This is a genomic window from Parabacteroides faecis, from assembly GCF_014647375.1.
GTDB lineage: Bacteria > Bacteroidota > Bacteroidia > Bacteroidales > Tannerellaceae > Parabacteroides > Parabacteroides faecis.
Window position 1 is genome coordinate 1 of record NZ_BMPB01000001.1, and the last position, 26,393, is coordinate 26,393.

The following is a 26,393-nucleotide window of genomic DNA, read 5'->3' on the forward strand; positions in this document are numbered from 1 at the left end:
TGTTAGCAAAGTTAATACTTTATTTGTTTGCTTTGCTGACACAGTTTAAATTACAGCCTCCGAAACCGAAATAAAAACGGGGCAATGGGATAAGAGTTCAATCTTCATCATCTCACTCAATAATCAGATCAAACCATATGTACTCTTTCATATCGAACACGTTATGCCATTCCTTCGGTGACCGTTTAGCATTACGGACATCACAATAGCTGCCGCCCTGCCTTAACTCACCGTCAACCATAGTCTCATATAAAGCACCACTCGTATATCCGATAAGAGGGATTGTATCCTTAGAGAAATAAGGGACAGCAGAATATGTTTCCAATAAGATACTGTGTAAGACATCCTCCACTTCCACTCTTTCCTCTACTATTTTTTCCCCTTCAATAGTAAAACGTACTTCGTGTGCATGAAGCGGTTCGGCTTCAATACGAATCGACAACACCGTATCCTCAATCACAAAGGGTTGCCCATTTAATATTTTATAGGAAACAACCCCATCCCTGTAGTGTGCCATCCGAATATTATACGCCAGTCCTTGTAATTCGCCGGATAACTTTATTTTTTGAATACTTGCCGGAGATTCTGTCTCTTCATAATGAAGACGAACCGGAAACGATTGTTTGTTGTCACAACCAATCATTAACAGAAATAATACGATCAATTGAAAATATTTTACCATCTCACTTCAAATAAACAATCATCAATACCGGATTATCATCCTCCTTCAGATTTTTCAATTGTTCATATTCAAGAATAGAAGGATCTTCTTCCGCCAATTCCAGTACTTCGGATGCTTCCAGATAATAAAGCAATACATCATCTGCAATGCGCGTTTCCGGATAAAAAGGTAAACTGCCTTGCATATCATTCTTGATCCGGTTGTTTTTCACCTTATAGCAAGTTCTTTTCTTCTTATCATACAGAGCCAGACGAGGCGACTCATCTTTGTTAGTAACATCCCAGGAGGTATAGGGGAGAAACACCCATTGGGAAGTTTCGTGGAAATCCGGCCGCAGATAAGCTTGTGCAGGCTCAGAATAGGCTTGCCAGTTTCCCTCCAAAAGCTCAAAACGTCTTTCTTTCGGTATCTTATACTTTCCCAAATCGAGAATGTAGCGAGGCTGAAGTTGCTCCGAAGTAACCGTAAAGACCGTATCATTATAATATTCTTTACAACAGGCTTCTTCCTTAAAAGAATAAACATAACGGTCATAGCGTCCCCACAAATAATAATTCAACCCATTGGCAATCGTAAACTGATCGTATTGAGGGAAAGTTTTCAATGTCTCCCCCTGCCGGTTAACCAAGACAAGCCGGTCTTTCTTCTGACCTGTATTATTATAGAAGTAGCCGACATACGTACTATCTCCCAACAAGGTAAACTGCCAGCAGAAAGGCATTTTAGACTCCCCTGCATAGTTGCCGTCTACTGTATAGGTAAGAATCCTTCCATTATCCATTATATAAATCTGTTTCAGTCTGTCGTTAGCCGCTATAAATCGGATTATGCTATATTCACCTGGTCCTTGCCCCCGTTTGACTACCGAGCGGACAAACTTACCGTCATCTGTAAATTGCAATAGCCCTTCGCTGCACGGAATGAACAGATTATGATCCACCATCTGTATCATTCCTTGAGATACTTTGGCCACCAAACATTCGGGTTTCGTTTCCAACGGAACAATCTTTACCTTTTCGGCAATTTCACTCAACAAGACTTCCTGCTCCGTCTCAATACCTTTCACAAAAGAAATCGTTACCGGATATCCCGGATCAAAGACTGTTTCCGAAAGGGCTTCTTCACCGGATTTCTTTCCTCCACAAGCCGCCAGGAGCAGACTGGCAGAAAATATAAAAGATATATAGATCTTATTCATAACCGTATCTGATTGATTATCCCGCTTATTTCGATAGTAATTCATTGATAATGCCAATAATCTCCTCGTCCGTTGTATCTGCACTATACCCCTGTATGACTTTTCTGATTATCCGCTGACCATCGAGGATGAAAAAGAAAGGGACTGCCCTTCTGGTTTGAAAAGCCTCGACGACATCATCGTTGGCAGCTAAAAAAGTATACCCTATTTTATGCCTGCCGACATAATTCTGAAGGGCATGTCCTTTCCGCACCCATGTTTCTATGGCAACCACTTCGACATCTTCCGTATTATAATCCTTTTTCAACTTATTCAGAAAAGGGATGGATGCCATGCACGGTCCACAACCGATTCCCGTCAACTGAATGACCAACACTTTGCTTTTGTCATAATCAGACAACGAGACTGTCTTCTCATTAGCGTCTTTCAATGCCCAATCCGGAGCTTTCTTACCAACGAGATCCGACTTTCGCGTCGTATCCCTCACTTCCCCATATCGCCTAATCTCATAACCTTCCGGGAAATAGCTGAACAGGTCGAAATCGGAAATCGAGATCTTGTTTAGTTCCGCATCCACACAGTCTGAAGAAGAAATGCTATGCGACATTTCCCGCCGATATTTATAAGGTAAGTCATCTGATTTACCGATCCATAGCTCATAGACAGAAGTAGGATCTCCAAAATCGAACGGAGGCTTGGGAATATAATAAGCCTTTCCGAAGAACTCGACCTGCCTGTCTTCATGGATAACCAGTTTCAAATAACGGTAATCGTCGAACTCTTTCAAATCGGTCGAGATACTATCGGTCGTCTCCAGGATATAGTTAACAATACTTTTGGTATAATTAAAAAACGGAGGTGATACGAGTCTGAATGGCAAATCCCTATGCGTAAAATCATCGATCATGATCCCTTTCTTGTCATGATAGGTGGTTACATTCACTTCACCATTATAGCCAAATTCGAAACGGGTAGTGTCCGTTCCTTTCAATATAACGAAACTACTTCCGATAGTAGTATCTTTCGGATTTGTATATTCTTTACAGAATAGACGCTCTGCCACTACCGGAATGGTATCACCCGGTTCCCACGCCTTCACATCTTCATAATAAGTTGCCGAACTTACCTCATCCAGTTTTTCCAACACCTTTTTCAGGTACTCCGCCGTACCCGTGTCCAGCTTTTTCTTTTGCCCCATGCAGGGAATACAAAAGATAAGAGCGAGCAGTAATATACTCGTCATCCGAATCTGTTTACCCATATTCATATTGTTCTTCTTATTTCAATTGAGCGACTACCAACACCTGATTATCATCTTCTACCAGATCAGGCAGGAGTTTTTCCAGAGAGCCTTTGGCATCAGCTGGTTTTACTTTCTCCAGAAGAATGGAGGCTGACAACACGGCAATCATCTTATTATTCCTGATAAAACGGGGAAAGATAGCACAACCGCCTTCCATATCCTCGGTAAAGCCATCCCATTGGGCTTTCGGGGAACGGACACGGCAAAGGGTTCCATTTTCTTTGTCATACCAGGCAAAACGACGTTCATTTTCCTGAGCATACTCGATTCCCATTCCATGATCCGTCTCCACGATATTGAAGAAATTGAACTTCTTCTCAGCAGCTTTATTGGGGAGGTTGGTTCCCGTATTCGCTTTCTTGTCAACAACGATGACGGCATCACTCTCGCCCGACAATTTCTCATATTGGGAAAGATCCAGTTTATAAACCGGGATTCTTTTCTTCCCTTCCAAACGAAAGATGGTCGTCTCCAAAGGATTCTTATAATAAGTACTTCCCTGATGGTCGTAGAGAATGCCATACGTGAAGATAATTCCCGGATAACGGATTCCCTCTTCCGGTCTGAAGTGGAAGCTATACAATTCCTTTCCTTTGGTATTATATACGAACAGTTCTTTTCCCCTTTTATCCTTCGAGTAGAGGTATTCATTGGTTACTCCGAACAGATTACCGGTTTTATCCCTATAAGTAGTCATCGAGCCGCGTTGTGTCTCAATATCATACAAATATTTACCGTCAAAAGAATAAACCAGTACCTTTCCTTTTCTGAAATCGGACATAAAGATCTGCTTCGCATCTTCATCGTAAGTGACAGCCATGATGGACTGGGTATATTCCCCCGGACCTTCCCCCGCCTTTCCTATCTTACGGACAAATTTACCTTCCGGCGTAAACTGGAACAGATTAACATAATCGCAGACAAACAGATAATCAGCAGTAAAGGTCACATCCAGAATATCTTTATCCAGCAATGACTCCGTAGTCGTTTCCAACGGGATGTATCTCACACCGGAGGCTACATCACTCAAGTTTAGCTCTTTCTGCTTATTTACACCATCCGCAAAAGCGATATTCTTTTGTGCCATAAGCGGCATATAGAATGCCAATACGAGCAACCATACTCCTGTGATTCTGATACTTTTTCCCATATCCGTACTGATTTAATGATTAATACCGTATGATTCCGGTTTTGCCATCCATTCCTATTTGACGGCTTTCCCTTCTATTTTAATTTCTTTCGCCGAATCTCTGGCAGCTATTTCCTTCTGATGTTTTTTCTCGTATTCTTTCATAGCTGCTTTCATTTGTTCACGACGTTTCTTCTCCTGGTCTGAAGGCTCCGGAAGCTGATTGATCAACCCCTGCAGGTCAGCCATAGACAGTTTGCTCTTCCTTCCGTCAGGAGCCAGCATGGTCAACTCTTTCATATCCCGGAAGAAAGCCTCCTTGTATAAATCTTCCAGGAAATAACGGAAGCCGAACAGGTTTTCTTTCGGTTCATTTTTCTTCATCAATTCAGTCATATAGATATATTTGCTGAAAAGAGCTTTCTGCAACCGCTTCTCATCATCAAACATCTCCGAATCCCTTAGCCAGTAATGTTTATTGATCTCATACAACAGGTTCAGCTGTGTCGGATCCTTTTTCCAGGCTTCATAATACACCTTTTCAGCTTCATTGAAACGGCCGTCCCGCTCCAGAGCACTCCCCCTGAAAGTCGCCAGTAAATTGACAAAAAACTTCTTCGGCTTCATACATTCTTCCGCCCTGTCGAACAATTCATAGGCCCGTTGCCGGTCATAAGTCTTACCCAATGTACCTCCGTACAACAGAATCGTTTCCACATCCGTCGAATCGATCCCGAAAGCGAGTTCCAAAGGTTCCACCGCATCCAGTGCATGACCGGACATATAACGGGAAGCACCGGCATATTTCAGATTGATAAAAGAAGAATCGCCCTCTGCCAGCAGATTGCTGTAAACGGTATCTGCCTTCAGATAGTTTTTTGTCATATATAAGGCCATTCCCTGGCTCTGCCGTATCTGCCGGTTATCCGGGTTATAAAACAAAGCGGTATCACAGACTTGCAATGCCCCTTTTCCATCTCCTTGCCAAAGCAAGGCATTGATCAGCGAAGAAGCGACACGGATATTCTCAGGATTGATTTCCATGGCACGGGCATATAATTCCAAAGCGATCAACATGTTCATACCGCCTTTTTTCATATGACAGTCGGCCAGACCCGCCAGAATGGTGGGATTATCACTCTCATAAGAAGTAAGCGTACGATAGTAGTCCATCGCTTTATCATAATCCCCAAGTTGATAGTGAAGGCGTGCCAACTGATTGTTTGCATAAAAGTTGAGGCTGTCTGCTTCCAGCACCTTTCCGTAACAACGTTCCGCTTCTGCAATCTTACCATAATTAATAGCAGCACGGGCAAGTGCATTCAACGCATCCACATTTGTTGTATCCATCGACAGACAATGTTGAAAACACCGGTATGCTTCCTTATACCGGAACATGCCCTCATACGCCTGTCCGATAGCCGACATGGTTGCATAACTCGCAGAATCTGCCGCTGTCAGGCTATCTACACGGGTAAGTACTTCCGGAAATTGTTTTCTGTTCACCAACTCTTGCAAGGAAAGTTCCTGAGCCTGTAATGTAAAGATACAAAAGGTAAGGGTAAATAACAACGTACCTACCATCCTGATCAACTTAGTCATATCCATTCTATTTTATTATTCCGACTTCTTTTCTTTCGATCCTTGTTCTTCAGCAGATTTCTGAGCCGCCCGCATTCCTGCTTTAAAAGCTTCGGAGTTCTCATCGATAGGCTCCAGCTTGGGATTCACCGCTTTCTTTCTCTGTTTGAAGTTTTTTTCCATCTGCTCCTGAAGTTTCTTTTCAGCTTCTGGAGTTTCGGGCAAGCGGTCGATGATAGACTTCAGTTCATCCACCGACAGTTTGCTTCTTTTTCCATCCGGAGCAATCAATCTCAACTCTTCTTTCTTTTGGAAGAAAGCATCTTCATACATATATTGTAATAAAGGACGGTATACATGGAATCCTTTCAACGTCTTTCCGGTCAGGAAACATTCTTTCAGGAAGGTGACCTTGATAAATAAAGCACGATCCCTTTCCTCTTCCGCATCTTCATAACTCGGTCCCCAGTTTGAAAACTTCTGCTCGATACGGAACAACAGGTCCAAACGGTCCTTATTGGCAAGCCATTCTTTATACAACAGTTTCTCGGCCTCTCGCGGCTTGCCGTCTTTCCACAAGGTCTCAGCGCGGGAATTCAGCAACAGATTGACCAGAGCCTCGTTCGGTTGCATCAACTGTTCCGCCTTATCGAACAATTGGAAAGCACGTTTACGGTCGTATGTCTTACCCAAAGCGGCACCTAGTAACAGAGTCGTTTCCACATCCGTCGTATCTTTCTGGTAAGCCCATTCCAACAGGTCGATCGCATCCATGGCACGCCCTGCCAGATAACGCGAAGCACCCCCATATTTCAATGTCAAAAAAGAAGTATCGCTTTCTGCCAGCAGATCGCCATATAAAGTATCGGCTGTGGCATACTGCTTATTCATATAGAATCCCATTGCCTTACTGCGGCGTAACGATTGATTTCCGGGGTTATAATACAATGCCGTATCGCAGACTGCCAATCCGTCCAGCACATTCGGTCCGCCCAACCGGTACAGGCAATTTACCAGCGCACTGGCCAGTCCGGCATTTTCACGGTTCACATTATAGGCCTGATAGTAGCAGATCGTAGCTGCCGGTATGGCATTCATCTTCATATAGCAATCAGCTATATTCCGGTAGATAACAGGATTTATCTTTGTCGTATCCTGATCGCGCAAAACGTTGAACTGTAACACGGCATTCTCGTAATCGCCGACCTGCGAATATAAGCGGGCCAGCTGATAATTGGCATAAAAGTCAGTACTATCTGTTTCCAGCACTTTCAGAAAACAGTCTTTGGCTACAGATGCTTTTCCCAGATTCATTGCCACCCGGGCAACGGATGTGAAAGCATCCGCATTTGTCGTATCCATTTGCAGACAATGCTGATAATACAGGTAGGCTTTATCATACTCCAACATTCCTTCGTAAGCCTGGCCGATAGCCGACATAGTAACATAATCGGCAGAATCTGCCGGAGTAAGACTATCGGCCCGGGCAATCACTTCGGGAAATTTCTTCTTATTCACCAGTTCCTGAAGCAATAAACTCTGTGCCTGCCCTATGAAGGGCAGGACACTGAGAAGAAGCAAAACAGTATATTTGTGCATCATCTACTCTTATGTATTAAGTAATTACTGCAATCTGAATGTTACAGGCGTCGTATATTTTACTTTTACAGCCTTTCCGCGCTGCATGCCCGGAGTCCACTTAGGCATTTGATTGATCACACGTAAAGCCTCTTTATCGAGAGAGGGATCGACTCCCTGGGTCACTTCCGCATCGCTGATACTTCCATCCGGATTGATAATGAACGAACAAGTAACACGTCCCTGGATGCCGTTTTGCTGGGCAGCTATCGGATACTGTACTGTTTTTGCAATAAAGCGACTGAGAGCATCCTCTCCACCGGGGAACTGCGGCATTTTCTCTACCATTACAAATACCTGGTTGGAAGCATCGACCGATTCTGTTGCTTTTTGCTCACCATAACCGACAACAATTATTCCGTTATCATCCTCCTTCTGATCTCCGCTGGGAGCAGGTTTGTTATTATCATTTCCCTGCAGACGGAAAGTCACCGGAACCGTATATTTAACGGCAACCTCTTTACCACGCTGGGTTCCCGGTTTCCAGTTAGGCATTTGAGACAGAACCCTGACAGCCTCCTTATCAAGCGACGGATCTACGCCACGAATTACTTCTATATCAGAGATAGAGCCATCTTTTTCTACTATAAAAGAAGCCGTCACACGCCCCTGGATACCATTTTCCTGAGCGATTACCGGATATTTAACACTCCTTGCCAGGAATTGCAACAAAGCACCTTGTCCACCCGGAAATTCCGGCATGACTTCTACTACCGTAAAAACCTGATCCGAAGGATCTCTCGGCTTCTGAGGAGTAGCCGGAACAGTCGCAGGAACCGGTTGATTCCTTTGTGTACTTCCATCCGAATACAACTGTACCTTCAGGTTACCCAACACATCCTTTACCGATACCTCTTTCGACTTCATTCCGGGGAAAGAAAAACTAAGGACGGCATCCTTTGTTGTTTCAAGAGCAAAGTTACCTTTGGTATCTGTAATAGTACCGACATTGGTTCCTTTGATTATCACTGACGCACCGATTACCGGCGCGTTAAAATCGTCAATCACCTGACCTGTCACTTTCACGTTATCCCCTTGGGTGACTCTCACCTCGGTAGCCTCTTTTACTTCGGCAACAGCATCGGCAGCTATTTCCTTTGTAATACGGGCAACCGCCTCGATGTTGCTCAGCAGCATCAGAAAGGCTGCCAGGGGAATAAATATCAGGTATTTTGTTCTTCCGATCCCGTGAGATCTTTTTTTGTTCATCATACTAATTCTGTTTTTTAGATGTAATACGTTAAAACTATTATATAATGTTGCTGCAGCCTGATAATGATGGGCAAGTCCTAACAGGTGATACTGATAGCTCTTGCAGTCGTATCCGGATTGGATAACGGTATTGTCTGCCAAATATTCCAGATTATGGCGTACCTCGCGCTTCAAAAGCCACGCAAAAGGATTCACCCAGCATATGACGGTAATCAGCTCGCAAATCATCACATCTACCGAATGCCATTGGAACACATGGGTGCATTCGTGTGTAAGTATCTCATCTATCTCTTTATCCGAATGGCTTTCCGGATGTATGAATATCATTTGGAAGAACGAAAAGGGGCCGGCGGGTTTATCCAGTCGGTAAACCTCGACACCGTGAATAATGGTCCGCTTACTGCGGTAAGCCAGCAGCAGGATGCTGGTCAACTGCACAAAGAAGCGGACGAATAAAAGAGCCACGACACCCCAATAAATATAAGAACTTGCCGAAAGAAGCATATCTTTCCAGTCTGTTTTGACAACTGTTTCGGGAGTGATCGTCACTTCCGGCATCATTGCCGAATACATCATGATCACTTCCGTCATCGGCTCCTGTTCCTTCACCCAATCCTGGATATTCAGCAGCGGGTAAAGCAATGCCAGTCCAAAGAAAGCAAGGAGTGAAACCCGACGCAATTTAAAGAACGTATCTTTGTAAAAGAGCAGACGGTAGAAGGCGTAAAAGAGTACAAAGGCTACATTCACCTTCAAAAAGTAGGCAAATTCCGGTGTCATGGTAATAAGGTGTTTAAAGGTTTATTCTTTTCCTTTTTCTATCAGGTCGATGATATCTTTCAGATCATCTGCCGAAATCTTCTGATCTTTAGCAAAGAAAGAGACCATTTCCTTGTACGAGTCCTCGAAGTAGTTACGAACAACACCGCTCATAAAAGTACGCTTGTATTCACTTTCCGGTATCATCGGTGTGTACTCATACGTATTGCCATAGCGTTTGTTCTTTACATACTTCTTACGTTCCAGATTCTTTACAATAGAAGCGAGCGTTGTATAGGGCGGTTTCGGGTCTGCATATTTCGCCAATATATCTTTAACGAAACAAGGACCAATCTGCCAAATCAAGCGCATTACTTCTTCTTCCTGCATTGTCAATTTTTCCATGATTCTTATCAATTTACGATTGTATCGCAAATCTACGAAAATATCGTATATCTGCAAATAAAAAAGGGATAATAAGTGTTAAAGATCAGTATGACCATATATTTATTTTATCCGGCAGGAAAGTTGTTACCGACAGCGTCGGCAAAATAATCGACACTGTCGGCAATATTGTTGACACTGTCGGCAAAGCTTTCGACACTGTCGACAACAGATTATGCGGGCAGAAAAACAATACCGGCAGACACCCGGACAAACAGATAGTCGAGGATATTATTTTTTTCCGTTCTCTTCTTTCCACTTATCCCGCATCTTCATGCGTTTGATCTGCAAATAGCGTAGCAGGAAGATTACGAACAGGGAAACTCCCATCACCGAGAGATACTGTACCCAGTCCGGATCAGGTTGCTTCCCGGGCCATCCCCATACGCTCATAACAATCAGATAAACAAGCAGGACACCGGTTGTAATATTAATTCTTTTCATAACGGATTCTCTTTTTCACTTTTGAACAGGCAAAGATACAAGATAGTTTATTTTTTCATTGGGTCAGAACGCATTTGTGTTGGGCACGATAACTATCCGTAACAATATTAATTATATAAAAACCTGCAGGCAAAGGCAAAGAAAGGACAGAAGAGCCTGGTGAAACAGAATGATGGTAAACGATACGCCCCATAAAGTCAACGACCTGAACCAGGCCACCGACAGAAAGACCGGACAAGTATAACTCTTTTCCTCTTATCATACAGTCCTTCGTTTCTTCCTGCAAGCGGGAAGAATGGACAATAACCCCGCCTGGTTCCACGCCGGACGAAGACAGCGTATACCCGGTTTTCAGACGGACAGCATTTTCCGATAATACGCCGGAAGTAAGGTCTATCTCCGTGTCAGACGAGGCTTTTACAAAGAAAGCGGCGAAAGGGGGAAGAACATAATCACTGCCAATCGGATAGGATTTATAATCCGTTCCGTCATAAAGATAAATATTCCCGTCCAGTGCGGGATCGGAAGCGATTTGCGACAATGATAATGGAGACGGCAAAGGATTTCCGCAAAGATACCAGCCGTAGTGCGCCTCATCGATATCAACAACGGAAGAAACACGAACAGGAATAGTTGACGTTTTGCCAAAGTCAGCAGGAATATTATCAGAACTGACAGAAAAGGTCAACGTATTATCAGACGCAGCGGCATCTAAAGAAACCAGATAACCTTTTCCTTTTTCAAAGACAAGTTCATCGGCAGAGACAGCCGGAGAAAGTACCGTCCAGTTACCGGTTGCTTTTTTATTACGGGCACGTTTATCACCATCATAAACCTGCACATATAAATAATTGCCTTTTCCGGAAAAACTTCCATCTTTCAGTTGAAAACGCTTATCGATACCTTTTATACTCACATCGAAAGGAAAAGAGAGGAAATACCATTTGCCTTTTTCCGGGAAAGTGTAACAAACAGATAACTGCTTGGTAATAGAGAGTTTACCGACAACCGCCAGTAGATTGTCAGCAGATGTCAGTGCTTTGTCAGTGTTTGTCAGTGGAAAATCAGTCCGGTAAAGGATAAGCTCATCTGCAACAAGATGCCCTTTCTCTGTAATATGTAAACTACCACCACTCAGTGATACCTGTTTACATTGTATAACAGAATCAACTTCTACATCACCACCGATCAAAGCGCTTCGATAACGTAAAGGCGGAAGATGCGACCAACGAAGTGTATCGTTCCAGTTTCCCTGACCTGAAAAAAGAGAGTATTGACAGATCGTTCCGTAGCTGTAAACGCTGTCGATCTGAAAATAACCGTTTTCAGAAGTACCGCCAGGGTCAGAAGCCAACAATTCAAGATAGTACGGACCATTCTTGAGACCTATAGAATAATGAGTACTTTTAGAAGGGAAAGGACATAAAGCTCCTCTTTTATTTATACCTAAATTATTACTGAATACAGCGTACAAAGTATCACCCGGAACCAATGAATGAACCGTAACTCCTACAACCATGTGCACTTCTTCATAACAAGACAGTGAATATTTTTCAAAAGCAACAGAGGAAGACAACGGCATCTTCAACCCCTGCTGACCTTCAGAAACGGTCGCACCGTTTTTCAGAATATACTTCCAGTTATTACGTTCTGCCTGCGTGAACAACTGCCAGCGGAACGTATCTATCACTGACGGATTAGCATCACTTTGTACAAAAGTACTCCATGTTTCGGGATTTGTTACCTGTGCCTGGAAAGCGAATGGCACCATTAAACAGAAAAGACCGACAACCATGTGTCGGAACACACGTAAATGTTTCTTTTTCATAGCTAAACTATTTTGATCGTTATTGTGTTTGCAAATATAAAGAAATAATTGAAATGATTATCTTTGCTGCATGAAAGAATTTATTATATCAGAAGCACTGACAGAAAAAGCGGTACTCGTTGGTTTGATTACCCCCGAGCAAAACGAACAGAAAGTAAAAGAATATCTGGACGAATTGGCATTCCTGGCCGATACGGCCGGGGCTGATGCTGTCAAAAAGTTTTATCAGAAACTGGACTATCCGAATCCCGTCACCTTTGTCGGAACCGGGAAATTACAGGAGATAAAAGAATACGTGATCGAGAATGAAATCGGACTGGTTATTTTCGACGACGAACTCTCACCTAAACAGCTTCGTAATATTGAGAAAGAACTTCAGGTGAAAATACTCGACCGTACCAGCCTGATACTCGACATATTCGCCAGCCGCGCCCAGACAGCCAACGCAAAGACGCAGGTCGAACTGGCACAATATAAATATATGCTTCCGCGCCTGACCCGTTTGTGGACTCACCTGGAGCGGCAGCGCGGTGGCGTAGGTATGCGAGGACCGGGTGAAACCCAGCTGGAGACCGATAAACGTATCATCCTGGATAAGATAGCCAAGCTGAAACGTGACCTGGTGGATATCGACAAACAGAAAAGCGTACAGCGAAAGAACCGTGGCAAGATGGTCCGTGTCGCATTGGTCGGCTATACCAACGTCGGTAAATCTACGCTGATGAACCAACTGAGCAAAAGCGATGTGTTTGCCGAAAACAAACTGTTTGCTACACTCGATACCACGGTCAGAAAGGTGATCGTCGATAACCTGCCGTTCCTGTTATCAGACACGGTCGGTTTTATCCGCAAACTGCCCACCGAACTGGTAGAATCGTTCAAGTCGACACTCGACGAGGTACGTGAAGCCGATCTGTTGGTCCATGTGGTAGATATCTCCCACCCGACTTTTGAAGAACAGATCGAAGTGGTGAACAAGACGCTGGCCGAGATTGATAAAACAGAGAAGCCTATGATCATGGTATTCAATAAAATCGATGCCTTCACCTTTGTTCCGAAAGATGAAGACGACCTGACTCCGCGAACACGCGAAAACATCGACCTGGACGAGCTGAAACGTACCTGGATGAATAAGTTACAGGACAACTGCATCTTTATCTCAGCCAAGGAACGGACGAATATAGATGCACTGAAAGCATTATTATACGAACGGGTAAAACAGATACATATCACCCGTTTCCCATACAATGATTTCCTCTTCCAGCAATACGACGAGGAATAGAGGAATAAGGCAGGAAGAATATAAACAAGTTGACCAATGGAAAAAATCAGAAACCTGCGGCCTGAAGAGATTGCGCTTCTGCAATCTCAGGGTTGCCATGCAGAAAACTGGGAAAATGTGATAGTCCCGGTTGTTTTCGAGACAAAGTATATATATAATGTACGCTTCTCAGGTACAGTCATCCTGGGAGCTTTTGAAAAAGAATTTACTTTACCGGGTGGAGTAAGGAAGCATAGCGGACTCAAAAATACGACATTGCACAACTGTATGCTGGGTGATAATGTATTGATCGAGAATACCCACAATTATATTGCCAACTACCGCATCCAGGACAATTGTTTTATAGAGAATGTCAATGTGATCGTCGTAGACGGGCAAAGTTCATTCGGTAATAACGTACTGGTTTCGGTACTGAATGAAACCGGAGGACGCGAGGTGCCTATCTACGACTGGCTTTCGGCTCCGATGGCTTATGTGATCGCACTTTATCGCCACCGCCCGAAACTGATCGAACGGTTACAGGAATTGATTGCCGGTTACACCCGAAAGATTACTTCCGATTACGGGATAATCGGAGAGAACTCCAAAATAATCAATACCGGAACGATCCGGAATATCAATATCGGTAAACATGTAACTATAGAGAACTGTACACGCCTGGAGAACGGGACGGTGAACAGTAATGAAAAGGCCCCTGTATATATCGGCGACAGCGTTATCGCCCAGGATTTCATCATCTCGTCAGGTGCGGTAATTGCCGATGCGGCAAAAATCATCCGTTGTTTTATCGGGCAGGCATGCCACGTAACACATAACTTTTCGGCTCACGATTCCCTGTTGTTCAGTAACTGTTCTTTTGAGAACGGGGAAGCCTGCGCCATCTTTGCCGGTCCGTTCACCGTATCCATGCATAAAAGCAGCTTGCTGATCGCGGGCATGTATTCATTTCTGAATGCCGGAAGCGGTTCAAACCAGAGCAACCACATGTACAAACTGGGGCCTATCCACCAGGGTATCGTGGAAAGAGGTTCCAAAACGACCAGCGATTCATACATTCTCTGGCCGGCACGTATCGGCGCATTCTCTTTGGTCATGGGACGGCATCACCATCATAGCGATACTTCCGACATGCCTTTCTCCTATCTGATCGAGAAAGATGACGAGACTTATCTGGTGCCGGGTGTGAACCTGCGGAGTGTCGGTACGATCCGCGACGCCCAGAAATGGCCGAAGCGCGACAAGCGGACCGACCCGAACAGACTGGATATGATCAACTACAATCTGTTAAGTCCGTATACCATCCAGAAAATGCTAAAGGCTGTCGATATCCTGACTAACCTGCAAACCCTTGTCGGCGAGACTTCGGAAATATATTATTACCAGAATACCCGCATCAAAGGTTCTTCCCTGCAAAATGCACTGAAGTTCTACAGGATGGCTATCAACAAGTTCCTGGGTAATTCGCTTATCAAGAGACTGGAAGGTACTCAATTCAGCAGCATTGAAGAGGTTCGCAGACAACTGGTTCCAACCACCGCCGAAGGAGCCGGAGAATGGGTCGATCTCTCCGGGTTGATCCTGCCCAAAGATCAACTGGACGGTTTGATTGAGCATATCGAGAACGGCCAAATAAATACGCTGGAGATGGCAGAAGCCTTTTTCCATCTGACGCACCAGTCATACTATGACATGGAGTGGACATGGGCGTACCGGAAGATAGAAGAATATTACGGCATCCGGCTGAACGAAATCACAGCTGAGAAAATCATCGAACTAGTTGAAATATGGAAATCATCCGTTATCGGCCTCGACGAACTCCTCTATAAGGATGCTAAAAAGGAATTCTCCCTCACCTCGATGACCGGCTTCGGTGTAGACGGCACCCGCAAAGAAAAAGAAGAAGACTTCGAAGTCGTGCGCGGAGCATTCGAACAAAACCCATTCGTCACAGCCGTAAAAGAACATATCAGCACCAAGCGGGCACTCGGAGACGAACTGATCGGAAGGATGAACCGTATCTGTAACCCGGAAGGATAAATACAAAAGAAGTCATTCCCGGGGACGACTCCGGGGATGATGTTCCAGTATTTCTTTACGCAGGAACTGCCGGTCGATATGGGTATATATTTCTGTAGTCGTTATCTTTTCATGTCCCAACATGTCCTGGATGGCGCGAAGATTAGCTCCCCCTTCCAACAAATGGGTTGCAAAAGAATGTCTGAATGTATGAGGGCTGACATTTTTATGAACCCCCGCCATCTCCGTCTGCTGCTTGATAATATGAAAGACCATGATACGTGACAAGGCAGTTCCCCGCCGGCTCAAAAACAGAATATCTTCAAACCCTTTCTTCACTACCATCCCATTACGGTCCAACAGATAGTTCTTTATCTCACGGATAGCCGTGTCGGAAATCGGAACCAGCCTCTGCTTGCTTCCTTTCCCTTCCACCTTGATAAATCCTTCATCGAAATAAACATCCGAATAACGTAAGGTGATCAACTCCGAAACACGTAAGCCGCAACTGTATAAAACCTCCAGCATGGCCCGGTTACGCTGTCCTTCCGGCAGAGAAAGATCGATAGAATCCAGTATATCATTTATTTCACTGACTGTCAGCACCTCAGGAAGTTTCAATCCAATCTTCGGCGACTCCAACAATTCCGTCGGATCAACTGTTATATAGTCGTCCAGCAGCATGAAACGGTAAAATGACTTTATACCGGATATAATACGGGCTTGCGAACGCGGGTGTATACCGATATCACGCAGTTGGGCAACGAACTGCTGTAAATCCTGATAGGTGATATCTGCGTACTCTTTCCCTTCGCTTTCTATAAAACGGGTCAGTTTATCAAGATCAGTCAGGTAAGCATCTATCGAATTGGCAGATAGAGACTTTTCCAGCCGGAGCCAGGTCTTATATTTGCTGATTATATCTTTTCCTTGTTGCATTGTACACAGGTCATTATGTATGTGTCAAATAAAATCACTACCTTTGCCGGATATTTTCAGCCCGTACAAGGTGGTGCAAAGGTAATAAAGTTACAGCAAATGAAGAAGATTCAGATTATTAACGGTCCTAATCTTAACCTGTTGGGCAAACGTGAGCCAACAGTATACGGTAATGCTTCTTTCGAAGGTTACCTGGACGAGTTACGCGCCCGGTATCCTCAATGCGAAATAGCATACTTTCAGAGTAATATAGAAGGCGAGATGATAAACAAAATCCATGAAGTGGGTTTTGAATACGATGGTATCATAATGAATGCGGGAGCATATACACATACATCCATCGCATTACACGATGCCATAAAATCAGTGACCACCCCGGTAATAGAAGTACATATCTCGAACGTACATGCACGCGAATCGTTCCGTCATGTATCGATGATATCGGCTGCCTGTAAAGGAGTTATCCTCGGATTCGGTCTGGATTCATACCGGTTAGCGCTCGAAGCGTTTATACAGTCGACGGTTAACAAGTGACAGTTGACTCAAAAAAGCATAAAGAAAAGGTTATTAAAAATTGACGTCCGGCAACGACTGGTTCAGACGGTTAAAAACTGTCAACTGTCACTTGTCAACTGTCAACTACAAAAGTGGTAAATAATAGGTTATAATATTTTAAGGTATATGTTAAAGCATACGAAGATTGTTGCTACTATTTCTGATCAACGTTGTGATGTGGAATTTGTCCGCTCATTATACAACGCAGGAATGAATGTTGTGCGCCTGAATACGGCTCACATGATGGAAGAAGGTTTGAACCGTGTTGTCACAAACGTACGCGAAGTATCTGACCGCATCGGTATATTGATGGACACCAAAGGACCGGAAGTCCGTACTACAATGGCCAGCGCGCCAATACCTTTCACAACCGGAGAGACAGTTAAAATAATGGGTGACCCGGATAAAGAGACTACCCATGATTGTATATATGTTTCATACAAAAACTTTGTCGGTGACCTGACTATCGGCAGTGATGTCCTGATCGACGACGGAGATCTGGAATTGAAGGTGATCGAGAAACACGACGACTACATGGTCTGCGAAGTAGAAAATGATGCTATATTAGGAAGCCGCAAGAGCGTAAATGTTCCCGGTGTACGCATCAATCTCCCTTCATTGACAGACAAAGACCGCAAGAATATCCTTTGGGCTATTGAGAATGATCTCGATTTCATCGCACATTCTTTCGTAAGAAATAAACAAGACGTATTGGATATACAACATATCCTCGACGAACATAAAAGTCCGATCAAGATCATTGCCAAGATCGAGAACCAGGAAGGGGTCGACAACATCGACGAAATCCTGGAAGTAGCGTATGGTATCATGATCGCTCGTGGTGACCTGGGTATCGAAGTTCCCGCTGAAAAGATTCCGGGAATCCAGCGCGTACTGATCCGCAAATGCGTGGAAGTGAAAAAGCCGGTGATCGTTGCAACCCAGATGCTTCACTCCATGATCAAGAACCCGCGTCCTACCCGTGCGGAAGTGACCGACATCGCCAATGCAATCTATTATCGCACAGACGCATTGATGCTTAGCGGCGAAACGGCTTACGGCAAATATCCGCTGGAAGCAGTACAAACCATGACAAAGGTTGCCCGTGAAGCAGAAAAGACTAAACTGGCTGCAAACGATATCCGTGTTCCCATCGAAGGAAACGACCTGGATGTTACTTCATTCCTGGCAAAACAAGCAGTGAAATCGTCCAATAAATTGCATGTAAAAGCAATCATTACTGACAGCCATACCGGACGTACAGCCCGTTACCTGGCTGCATTCCGTGGTACATCTACAGTATTTGCTATCTGTTACAACTCACGTGTGACCCGTATGCTTTCTTTGTCATACGGCGTATGGGCTGTTTATCAGCCGTGGGATGACAGTCGCCGCGGATATTTCTACAGTGCGTTGAACGAACTGATTAAGAGCGGACGTATCACACGCAACGACATGGTTGCTTACCTGAGCGGCAGCTTCGGTGAAGGCGGAGGCACAACTTTCCTCGAAATCAATAACGTAGGAAAAGTCCTGGATGCAGGAAGTAAATACTCCCTTCCGACCTTTAAAGAATAAATAAAATAAAGCCGAAAAAGGTGTTGCAAAAGTTCCTTTTGTCTTCCCGGAGCGAATCCGTCATGACAAAGAATTCTTTTGCTACATCTTTTTTTGTATATTTGAGGCATAAACATTCTTTATTAAATGACATTAGACGAATACATTCTCTCTCATAGCGACGAAGAAGGTGCATTGTTATCCTCACTGAACCGGGATGCCAATGTAAACTTGCTGCGTCCGCGTATGTTGTCCGGACATCTGCAGGGACGTATACTGAAAATGTTTTGCCGTATGCTTCGCCCCCGCCGTGTACTGGAGATCGGTACATATACGGGCTATGCCACACTTTGCATGGCTGAAGGGACCGAAGATGACGCTTTAATCCACACGCTGGAGATCAACGACGAGATGGAAGATTTTATTATGAAATACCTCTCCCGCTCTCCTCATAAGGATAAAATAAAATTACATATCGGCAATGCGATGGAGATCATACCGGAACTGGATGAGACATTCGACCTGGTTTTCATTGATGCCGACAAACGTTTATATTCCGATTATTACGATCTGGTATTTCCCAAAGTGCGCCCGGGAGGCCTGATTCTGGCGGATAACACCCTGTGGGATGGCAAAGTTTTGGAAAAACCTCATCCGTCAGATAAACAAACCATCGGGATACTTAGTTTTAATGATAAAATAAAGGAAGACCCCCGGGTGGAGAAAGTGATCCTTCCGCTTCGTGATGGTCTTACTATGATATGGAAAAAATAAATTGATAACAATATGGAAAGTACAAGACTGAATAAGATAGGTCGTCTGATCCAGAAAGAATTAGGCGACATTTTCCAGAAACAGACCCAGGCTATGCCGGGTACGCTGATTTCTGTAAGTGCCGTGCGTGTCAGCCCCGATCTGGGTGTTGCCAAAGCCTACCTGAGCATATTCCCTTCCGAAAAAGGGCAGGAACTGCTTGAAGCGATCCGCACAAACACTAAATCCATCCGTTTCGAATTAGGAAAACGAATAGGGAAACAGGTCCGCATCATTCCGGAACTGAGTTTCTTCATCGACGACTCGCTGGATTATATTGAAAATATTGACAAACTGTTGCAGAAATAAGAGAATCAAGCTTTGAATGTTCCGTTTTATATAGCCCGGCGGTACCTCTTTTCGAAGAAATCCCACAATGCCATCAATATTATTTCGATGGTATGTGTTTGCGGCGTGGTCATTGCCACGATCGCTGTCGTTTGCGCGCTGTCGGTCTTTAACGGATTCAACGACCTGGTGGCAGGAATGTTCAGCAGTTTCGATCCGGAGTTGAAGATAAGCCCTCGTACCGGTAAAGTATTCGATCCGACTACGGCTGAATTTCAGAAGGTAAAACAATTACCGGATATTGCCTATTTCGGAGAAGTTCTGCAGGATAATGCACTGGTTCGTTATCACGACCGACAGGATATAGCCATTATCAAGGGAGTAGATGACAATTTCAGTCATCTGACACAGATCGACAGCATACTGATAGACGGTAGTTTTATCCTGAAAGATGAAGTCGCAGATTATGCGACATTGGGCGTCGGACTATCCTCCAAGCTGGGTGCTAAACCGGGATTTGCTTCTCCTCTGGAAATATATGTCCCCAAACGAGATGAGAAGGTCAATTTATCCAATCCGGCCTCTTCTTTCAACCAGGAATATGCCTATATAGGCGGCGTATTCCTGATTAACCAACAGGTATATGACGAGGGATATATGATACTTCCTCTTTCATTGGTACGCCAATTGCTCAAGTATGACAAGGAGGTTAGCTCCATCGAACTGAAACTTGCAGACGGTGCGGATATATCTTCGGTCAGAAAACAGATAAAAGCTATTTTAGGCGATCAGTTCACCGTACAGGATCGTTATGAACAACAGGAAGCCTCATTTAAAATGATGCAGGTGGAAAAATGGATGACATTCCTGATTCTTTCATTTATACTTACTATTGCTTTATTTAACGTGGTAGGCTCCTTGTCCATGCTGATGATCGAGAAAAAAGACGATGTGCGTACCCTTCGGAACATGGGTGCCAGCGATAGTCTTATTCGCCGTATATTCTTATTCGAAGGCTGGATGATTTCTGGTTTCGGGGCATTGATAGGAATTGTGATCGGTTTGGTATTATGTCTTTTACAACAGACATACGGTATTATCAAACTGGGACAGACTGCAGGTGCGTTTATTATAGATGCTTATCCCGTACGTGTAATATTTACAGATTTACTTACGGCGTTTATTACGGTAGCGGCCATTGGATTTATGGCCGCCTGGTATCCCGTACATTATCTTGGGAAGAAATGGTTTAATTAAACTCTTTCCCGTATTTTATCTGCGCATCCGCCACAAACTGCTTGATACGCTGTTCGTCATTTTTCTTACAGATAAGCAATACATTTCCTGATTCAGCAACGATACAGTCCTCTACTCCCTGGATGACAGCCAGTCTTTTTGAATTACCCACGGCAATCACATTTCCTGAACTTTCATAGAGCAATGCATTACTGTTCTTCAATACAGCATTATTGTTTTCATCTTTCGGTGCCAGATCGAACAACGACCCCCAGGTCCCCAGATCAGCCCAACCGAAATCCGTACACAACATATAAACGTTATCAGCCTTTTCCATGATTCCGTAATCGATAGATATCTTCAGGCAATAAGGGAAATTCTCACGTATAAAGTCACGTTCGTTTTCAGTATTGAATTTGTCTTTTCCCAAATCAAAACGAACGGCAATATCAGGAAGATATTTGGCAAATGCATCCAGTATCGCATTTACATTCCACAGGAACAGGCCAGAGTTCCAGAAAAACTCTCCACTTTCATAAAAGACTTTTGCCAATTCCAGGTTTGGCTTTTCCGTAAAGGTCTTAACCTTGGTAAACTCACCTAACATGGAATCACTGCTTTGAATATAGCCATAACCTGTTTCCGGACGGCTCGGTTTGATACCCAACGTAACCAGTGCGTTATTATTCTTTACAAAGTCCAACCCTTTCTGAACATCTTTCAGAAAAACATCTTCTTTCAGTATCAGATGATCGGAAGGAGCAACAACGATATTGGCATTCGGATTACATGCTTTTATATGGTAGGCTGCGTATGCAATACAGGGAGCCGTATTTCTACGAGCCGGTTCCAACAGGATCTGATCTTCCTTCAATTCGGGTAATTGTTCCTTGATCAGGTCTGCGTAAGTTTCATTCGTTACAATAAAAATATTTTCAATCGGGATGATCTTGGAAAAACGATCGAAAGTCATTTGCAACAGGGAACGTCCGGTTCCGAAAAAATCAAGAAATTGTTTTGGATAACTTTCTCTGCTAAAAGGCCAGAAGCGACTGCCAATCCCTCCACCCATGATAACGCAATAATTATCTTTCATGATATACAGGTTGTTTTTTAATTATACTCTTACAAAGTTAACGAAATAATCCGGGATTTATTCTCCTATAAAGTATTATTAGCCTTTCCGTATATATTATTTGAAAAAAAAGCGCTGAATGCTTGCACAAATAAAAAATATGCGTACCTTTGCAACGCATTAGAAAAAAACAAATGCCCAGATGGCGGAATTGGTAGACGCGCTGGTCTCAAACACCAGTGGATTCACTTCCATGCCGGTTCGATCCCGGCTCTGGGTACTCAAAAAAAGCCTGATAATCATGATGATTATCAGGCTTTTTAATTCTATAAGGCATAACAAAAGTATGCTGAATAGCCACAACAAGAACAATATATACTTTAATTGTTTGCAGGTCTTTATATTTTAAATAAATTTACTCTCTTGATTTTTTTCTTTTAGCAGATAAAGAATCCCCTTGTGTTATCTTTGTAGCAAATTGACTTTAATCATGTAAATATTGTCTATTATATTATTAATTGCATTTGTTGCTTTTACTTGTTATGCGAAAAAGACAGGCTTAAAGATATATTTACTCCTAAAAAAGCATATATGCTGAATAAAACTTGCCTAAGAGACAAACTACCGAATATCAAACAAAATGTCTGGTGTTTTTTATTTAATCCCGAGATAATTTATACTTTTGCCACAAGTAACTGTAAACCCAATATAATGTTATGTACTCAACTCTATTATTCAAGAAAGTTAAAAAGCTCTTGTTAGACAATTGGTATGATAAAGATTGTCCTGATTTAGGTCTGAAGAAAAACAATCACCCCGATTGGGGCAATATAAACTTGGAAGACGTAAAAGATTTCCGTAGTCTTTGCCCACTGATTAAAGAACAGTTTTATACCTTTTGTGAAAAAGAAATTTTGGATGGTAAAATAATAAACCTTGCCCCTATCGAGTTCAAAGAGCATAATATTTACTTTAATACAGAAGTCGAGAAAGGGTATGTATTAATCTCAAAATCAAAAATAGAACAAGAAAAAGATCCTACCCCTATAGAGATCGGTGGTTCGGCAACAGCCATTATAAGAGGTTATGCCCATGCAAATTTAGCAGATAACGCATACGGTTCAGCTTTTGATAATTCAGTCATAAGAGCCTATGCCTATGCGACTATAGAGGCTCATAATAATGCTTCTGTTCATGCATTTGGAAATACTAATATTTCGGCTTTTGATGAGTCATGCGTGAGGGCAGATAGTGAGTCATGGGTAGAATGTTATCACAATACGTCTGTACGGGCAATGTGCCGTGCAAGAGTCAAAGCAACAGGAAACTCTAAACTCGTATTAATGGGAGATGCAGTTGCAGACATATTTGACGAAAGAGTTACTGTAAAAGCCGAAGGAAAGTCTTATTTCACCTCAAATTATAAGATCAACTGGCAACTAAAGGAAAGAGCTATCTACCGTAATCTTGACACTAATACTATCTATTGTGCAGACCCAAATACAACATTAATATGTAAGAAAACGGATTCTCAATAACGGTACTTTTTTCGAGGCAAAAAAGCCAAAAGGATCTAAAATCCTATACCACCGATAGTTAAGCGAGAAATATGAGTAAAATCTCCATTACCCAGTGTGAGTTTTATCAAATTGCGCAGTCTCTTGATATATCCATCTATAGATATTGGAATAAATAAATCTTTTCAACTGCTTGGAATTATCAGAAGAAAGAGAGGATAATGAACGTTTAAGAAAAATACAAGAAGAGGAGCGTATTAAAAATCAATTTTCCATCAGTGTCTTCTTGAATACTGGAATGTGTGGGATTGCAATAGCTACATAAACAAATGCCGTCAATACAATCCAGATTAATATCCACTACATACTCATACCGCATCAAACCCCTTCACTCATCCTTCAAAGCCTTTACCGGATTCCCAGATGCGGCTCTGAAACTATGCCAGCTTACAGTCAACAATGTGATACCTAGCACAATAAACAAAGAGAGAATATATGTCCAGATGCTAAAATCAGCCCGATAAACAATGCTTTTCATCCATTCGCCGATCAACCACCAGGTAACAGGGGCAGCAATGGCAAATGCGATTCCGATCCATATAATAAACTGACTGTTGAGCAACTTCATAATCTGCCATGTGGTCGAACCATTCACTTTCCGTATGCCGATCTCTTTTGTCCGTTGTTCGATAGCATACAATGCCATTCCGAAAAGTCCGAAACAGGTAAGCAGGATACTGATAACGGAATACATCATTAATAAGTCGGATAACTCAAAAAGTTTTTTGTTATTGCCTAATACTTTATTATACAAGCTCTCATGTTCCAAATACTTCCCGGGATATAACTTATTCCATTCTCCATAGATTTGCTTTATTGCAGAAATATTCCCCGGATCGATACGGACACTTAAGCGAACACCATCCCTGGCATAACTGATGATTCCCTTATCAATAGGCGTTTCAAGACTATTAGATATATTAAGTTTAAAATAATCCTCAACTACCCCGGCAATCACATAATCGTCACCGAAAGGAGGACAATCCTTCAACCTGGGTTCATACTCTTTTACAAGACCGCCTACAGGAATCTCTCCATCGGGGAACAGACTTTGAGCCCACGTTTGGTTCAGATAGATCGGATGCGGATATCGCTTTACAGCCTCTTTCCAGGGTAAACCTTGCAATAGCTTATACCCCATCACTTCCATTATTTCCTCTCCTCCATCTTCAGAAGTATAAGATTCATAACTTCCATCTGCTGCAAAGTCACTGATAGGCCATTCATACGTCTCGTTGCTCAATGTCGCAGCCTGTATGCCCGGAATAAGAGAGATATTTTCTTTCAACCGTAGCATGGAAGTCTTATTATCACCCACCGAAAAAGTATAAATATTTTTATAATTTTCAGCTTTACCATATAAAAGCGATATCTGCTGCCGTACGGAAAAGTTTCCGATTATCAGGATGAACGAGATCGCAAACTGTGCAACGGCCAATGAAGTGATGATCCGTCGTCTGGCTTTTCCCCGGTAAAAGTTGTTATACATAGAAATCGACATTTCCGGCAAGCGCCTACTCATATACAAAGCCGGGATACATGCCAACAGAAGAATAAATCCGAACGTAACCGGCAACATCTGGTTGCTATACAAGAAGTTGACCGGAACCTGAATAGACATGATGCAATTCATTAACCCCAACAGATCAAACTGTATCAATTGTGCAATCAGAAAACCGAAACCTACGGTCATAAATGTATCGGCAAACAATTGCATACTTAATTGTCCACTTCCTGCTCCCATCAACTTTTGCACGTGCATGGAGTATAATTGCTTAAAAACACGGGAAAAACTTAGGTTTATATAATTGAAGCAGGCAATAACCAAGATCAGAATAGCTGAAAAAAGAGCAATAAACAGTAAAGTCGTATTTGGCTTCTTCAGAGACGATGGGATCGAAACCGTATCAAAACAAGCCTGCCTGATAGTGAGAAACTCATTCTTAAAATCCCTCCCATCATTTCTTTGAAGGATCAGATTCGCTGTTTTAGCCTGCAAGTCAGGTACAGATACATTATTCTTAAGCAGAAAGAAGTTCAATCCTGACGAGGGGTTATCAAAAAACAAAGCATCAAAGCCTAAAGCAGCCTGGCTGTTATCCTTTACAACTGCAGAAATGGTAAAAGTCAATAAACCTTTTTCATCTCCAAAATCACCAGGTCCGAATAGCATCTGAACTGTTTCTCCTATCGGATCACTCCCTCCGAACAAACGTTTGGAAAAAGATTCTGACAGGATTACCCGATCCGGACCAAGCTCGGCATCTTTAAAACTCCCCCTTATTATTTCCTGAGGAAAAAACGAAAGAAAAGAACTATCCGACTCTATCACCTTAATGTCTTTGAAAAAGTTCTCTCCTACCTTACAGTAGCTTACCATGAAGTAAGGATGAATACGACATACTCTATCCAGTTCCGAAACATGTTCGAGTAATTGAGAAGTAATATCCTGCGATACAGTATTAAAAGCCGTCATTCCTGCTCCCGAAATGGTCTGTTTAACCACAACCATTTTGTCCTTGTTCGGATTCTCCGACTCTATATTATACTCATGAATAACAAAAGCTGCCAACAGATTGGTACAAGCAATACCAACAGCAAGACTGAGGATGGAGATAACAGTAAATGTTTTGTTACGCCACCAGCTCCGGAAGATTATTTTGAATGAGATATTCTTCATGATACGCTTATTTTTTGCCAAAACTAATCTGTCTCCGCCTGCCTGCCAACAAAAAAACGCTACTTTACTTGAAGCAGGTCTAAATCGTCTAATTTTTAGACATTTTCCCCAATGGTTCATTTATAAATGACACGTCCGGCTAAAACCTGGAGGCTTT

21 protein-coding genes and 1 tRNA gene are annotated in these 26,393 nt (G+C 43.0%); 9 read left to right on the forward strand and 13 right to left on the reverse strand.

The features are described 5' to 3' along the window. Positions 1–112: 112 nt before the first annotated feature. From IEY67_RS00005 to IEY67_RS00050, 10 genes are all read right to left on the reverse strand, one after another. Positions 113–682, reverse strand: a complete 570-nt coding sequence (locus tag IEY67_RS00005) for a hypothetical protein (RefSeq protein WP_122375160.1) — start codon at positions 680–682, stop codon at positions 113–115. Position 683: 1 nt separating this feature from the next. Beyond that, entirely contained in the window at positions 684–1,880 is a 1,197-nt protein-coding gene (locus IEY67_RS00010; protein WP_183670581.1) for a DUF4934 domain-containing protein, read from the reverse strand. A gap of 25 nt (positions 1,881–1,905) precedes the next feature. Next, on the reverse strand, positions 1,906–3,123 hold the full coding sequence (locus tag IEY67_RS00015; protein ID WP_373292229.1) for a TlpA family protein disulfide reductase: 1,218 nt from the start codon (positions 3,121–3,123) through the stop codon (positions 1,906–1,908). Positions 3,124–3,157: 34 nt separating this feature from the next. Then, positions 3,158–4,333, reverse strand: a complete 1,176-nt coding sequence (locus tag IEY67_RS00020) for a DUF4934 domain-containing protein (RefSeq protein WP_122351967.1) — start codon at positions 4,331–4,333, stop codon at positions 3,158–3,160. A 54-nt stretch (positions 4,334–4,387) separates the two neighbouring features. Then, on the reverse strand, positions 4,388–5,914 hold the full coding sequence (locus tag IEY67_RS00025) for a tetratricopeptide repeat protein (protein WP_229800907.1): 1,527 nt from the start codon (positions 5,912–5,914) through the stop codon (positions 4,388–4,390). A 15-nt stretch (positions 5,915–5,929) separates the two neighbouring features. After that, positions 5,930–7,495, reverse strand: coding sequence for a tetratricopeptide repeat protein (locus IEY67_RS00030; protein WP_122351970.1), 1,566 nt, complete (start codon positions 7,493–7,495; stop codon positions 5,930–5,932). Between the two features lie 21 nt (positions 7,496–7,516). Further along, complete coding sequence (locus tag IEY67_RS00035) at positions 7,517–9,523, reverse strand: M56 family metallopeptidase (RefSeq protein WP_183670577.1); 2,007 nt, start codon at positions 9,521–9,523, stop codon at positions 7,517–7,519. Between the two features lie 21 nt (positions 9,524–9,544). Continuing rightward, positions 9,545–9,907, reverse strand: coding sequence for a BlaI/MecI/CopY family transcriptional regulator (locus tag IEY67_RS00040; RefSeq protein WP_122351972.1), 363 nt, complete (start codon positions 9,905–9,907; stop codon positions 9,545–9,547). 270 nt (positions 9,908–10,177) lie between these two features. Next, positions 10,178–10,390, reverse strand: a complete 213-nt coding sequence (locus IEY67_RS00045; RefSeq protein ID WP_122351973.1) for a hypothetical protein — start codon at positions 10,388–10,390, stop codon at positions 10,178–10,180. A gap of 55 nt (positions 10,391–10,445) precedes the next feature. Further along, positions 10,446–12,218 (reverse strand): T9SS type A sorting domain-containing protein, encoded by a 1,773-nt coding sequence (locus IEY67_RS00050; protein ID WP_183670575.1) that lies wholly within the window; start codon positions 12,216–12,218, stop codon positions 10,446–10,448. A 70-nt stretch (positions 12,219–12,288) separates the two neighbouring features. Between IEY67_RS00050 and hflX the strand changes: the two genes are divergently transcribed. Continuing rightward, positions 12,289–13,500: a GTPase HflX gene (gene hflX, locus IEY67_RS00055; protein WP_122351975.1), complete on the forward strand. Its 1,212-nt coding sequence runs from the start codon at positions 12,289–12,291 to the stop codon at positions 13,498–13,500. Positions 13,501–13,536: 36 nt separating this feature from the next. Further along, positions 13,537–15,537 carry a DUF4954 family protein gene (locus IEY67_RS00060; RefSeq protein ID WP_183670573.1) on the forward strand — a complete coding sequence of 667 codons (2,001 nt, stop codon included), beginning with the start codon at positions 13,537–13,539 and terminating at the stop codon, positions 15,535–15,537. Positions 15,538–15,549: 12 nt separating this feature from the next. On the opposite strand, the gene xerD is transcribed toward IEY67_RS00060, so the two are convergent. Next, positions 15,550–16,455 carry a site-specific tyrosine recombinase XerD gene (xerD, locus tag IEY67_RS00065; RefSeq protein WP_183670571.1) on the reverse strand — a complete coding sequence of 302 codons (906 nt, stop codon included), beginning with the start codon at positions 16,453–16,455 and terminating at the stop codon, positions 15,550–15,552. Between the two features lie 99 nt (positions 16,456–16,554). Here xerD and aroQ point away from each other — a divergent pair, with 99 nt between their 5' ends. The 5 genes from aroQ (at position 16,555) to IEY67_RS00090 (ending at position 20,925) form a co-directional block, all read left to right on the forward strand. After that, positions 16,555–16,989 (forward strand): type II 3-dehydroquinate dehydratase, encoded by a 435-nt coding sequence (gene aroQ, locus IEY67_RS00070; protein WP_122352017.1) that lies wholly within the window; start codon positions 16,555–16,557, stop codon positions 16,987–16,989. Positions 16,990–17,136: 147 nt separating this feature from the next. After that, the gene (gene pyk / locus IEY67_RS00075) at positions 17,137–18,588 is read left to right on the forward strand and encodes a pyruvate kinase (RefSeq protein WP_122351978.1); all 1,452 of its coding nucleotides are present in this window, start codon (positions 17,137–17,139) and stop codon (positions 18,586–18,588) included. Between the two features lie 126 nt (positions 18,589–18,714). Beyond that, on the forward strand, positions 18,715–19,341 hold the full coding sequence (locus tag IEY67_RS00080; RefSeq protein WP_122351979.1) for an O-methyltransferase: 627 nt from the start codon (positions 18,715–18,717) through the stop codon (positions 19,339–19,341). Between the two features lie 12 nt (positions 19,342–19,353). After that, complete coding sequence (gene rbfA, locus IEY67_RS00085) at positions 19,354–19,689, forward strand: 30S ribosome-binding factor RbfA (protein ID WP_122351980.1); 336 nt, start codon at positions 19,354–19,356, stop codon at positions 19,687–19,689. A gap of 12 nt (positions 19,690–19,701) precedes the next feature. After that, the gene (locus IEY67_RS00090; protein WP_183670569.1) at positions 19,702–20,925 is read left to right on the forward strand and encodes an ABC transporter permease; all 1,224 of its coding nucleotides are present in this window, start codon (positions 19,702–19,704) and stop codon (positions 20,923–20,925) included. Here IEY67_RS00090 and IEY67_RS00095 read toward each other — a convergent pair. Continuing rightward, positions 20,918–22,000, reverse strand: a complete 1,083-nt coding sequence (locus tag IEY67_RS00095) for a mannose-1-phosphate guanylyltransferase (protein WP_122351982.1) — start codon at positions 21,998–22,000, stop codon at positions 20,918–20,920. The genes IEY67_RS00090 and IEY67_RS00095 overlap by 8 nt on opposite strands. A 175-nt stretch (positions 22,001–22,175) precedes the next feature. Between IEY67_RS00095 and IEY67_RS00100 the strand changes: the two genes are divergently transcribed. Both IEY67_RS00100 and IEY67_RS00105 read left to right on the forward strand, forming a co-directional pair. After that, a tRNA-Leu gene (locus IEY67_RS00100) sits at positions 22,176–22,259 on the forward strand. A 436-nt stretch (positions 22,260–22,695) separates the two neighbouring features. After that, the gene (locus tag IEY67_RS00105) at positions 22,696–23,517 is read left to right on the forward strand and encodes a hypothetical protein (RefSeq protein WP_183670567.1); all 822 of its coding nucleotides are present in this window, start codon (positions 22,696–22,698) and stop codon (positions 23,515–23,517) included. A gap of 367 nt (positions 23,518–23,884) precedes the next feature. On the opposite strand, the gene IEY67_RS00110 is transcribed toward IEY67_RS00105, so the two are convergent. Further along, positions 23,885–26,236, reverse strand: a complete 2,352-nt coding sequence (locus IEY67_RS00110; RefSeq protein ID WP_183670565.1) for an ABC transporter permease — start codon at positions 26,234–26,236, stop codon at positions 23,885–23,887. Positions 26,237–26,393 lie beyond the last annotated feature (157 nt).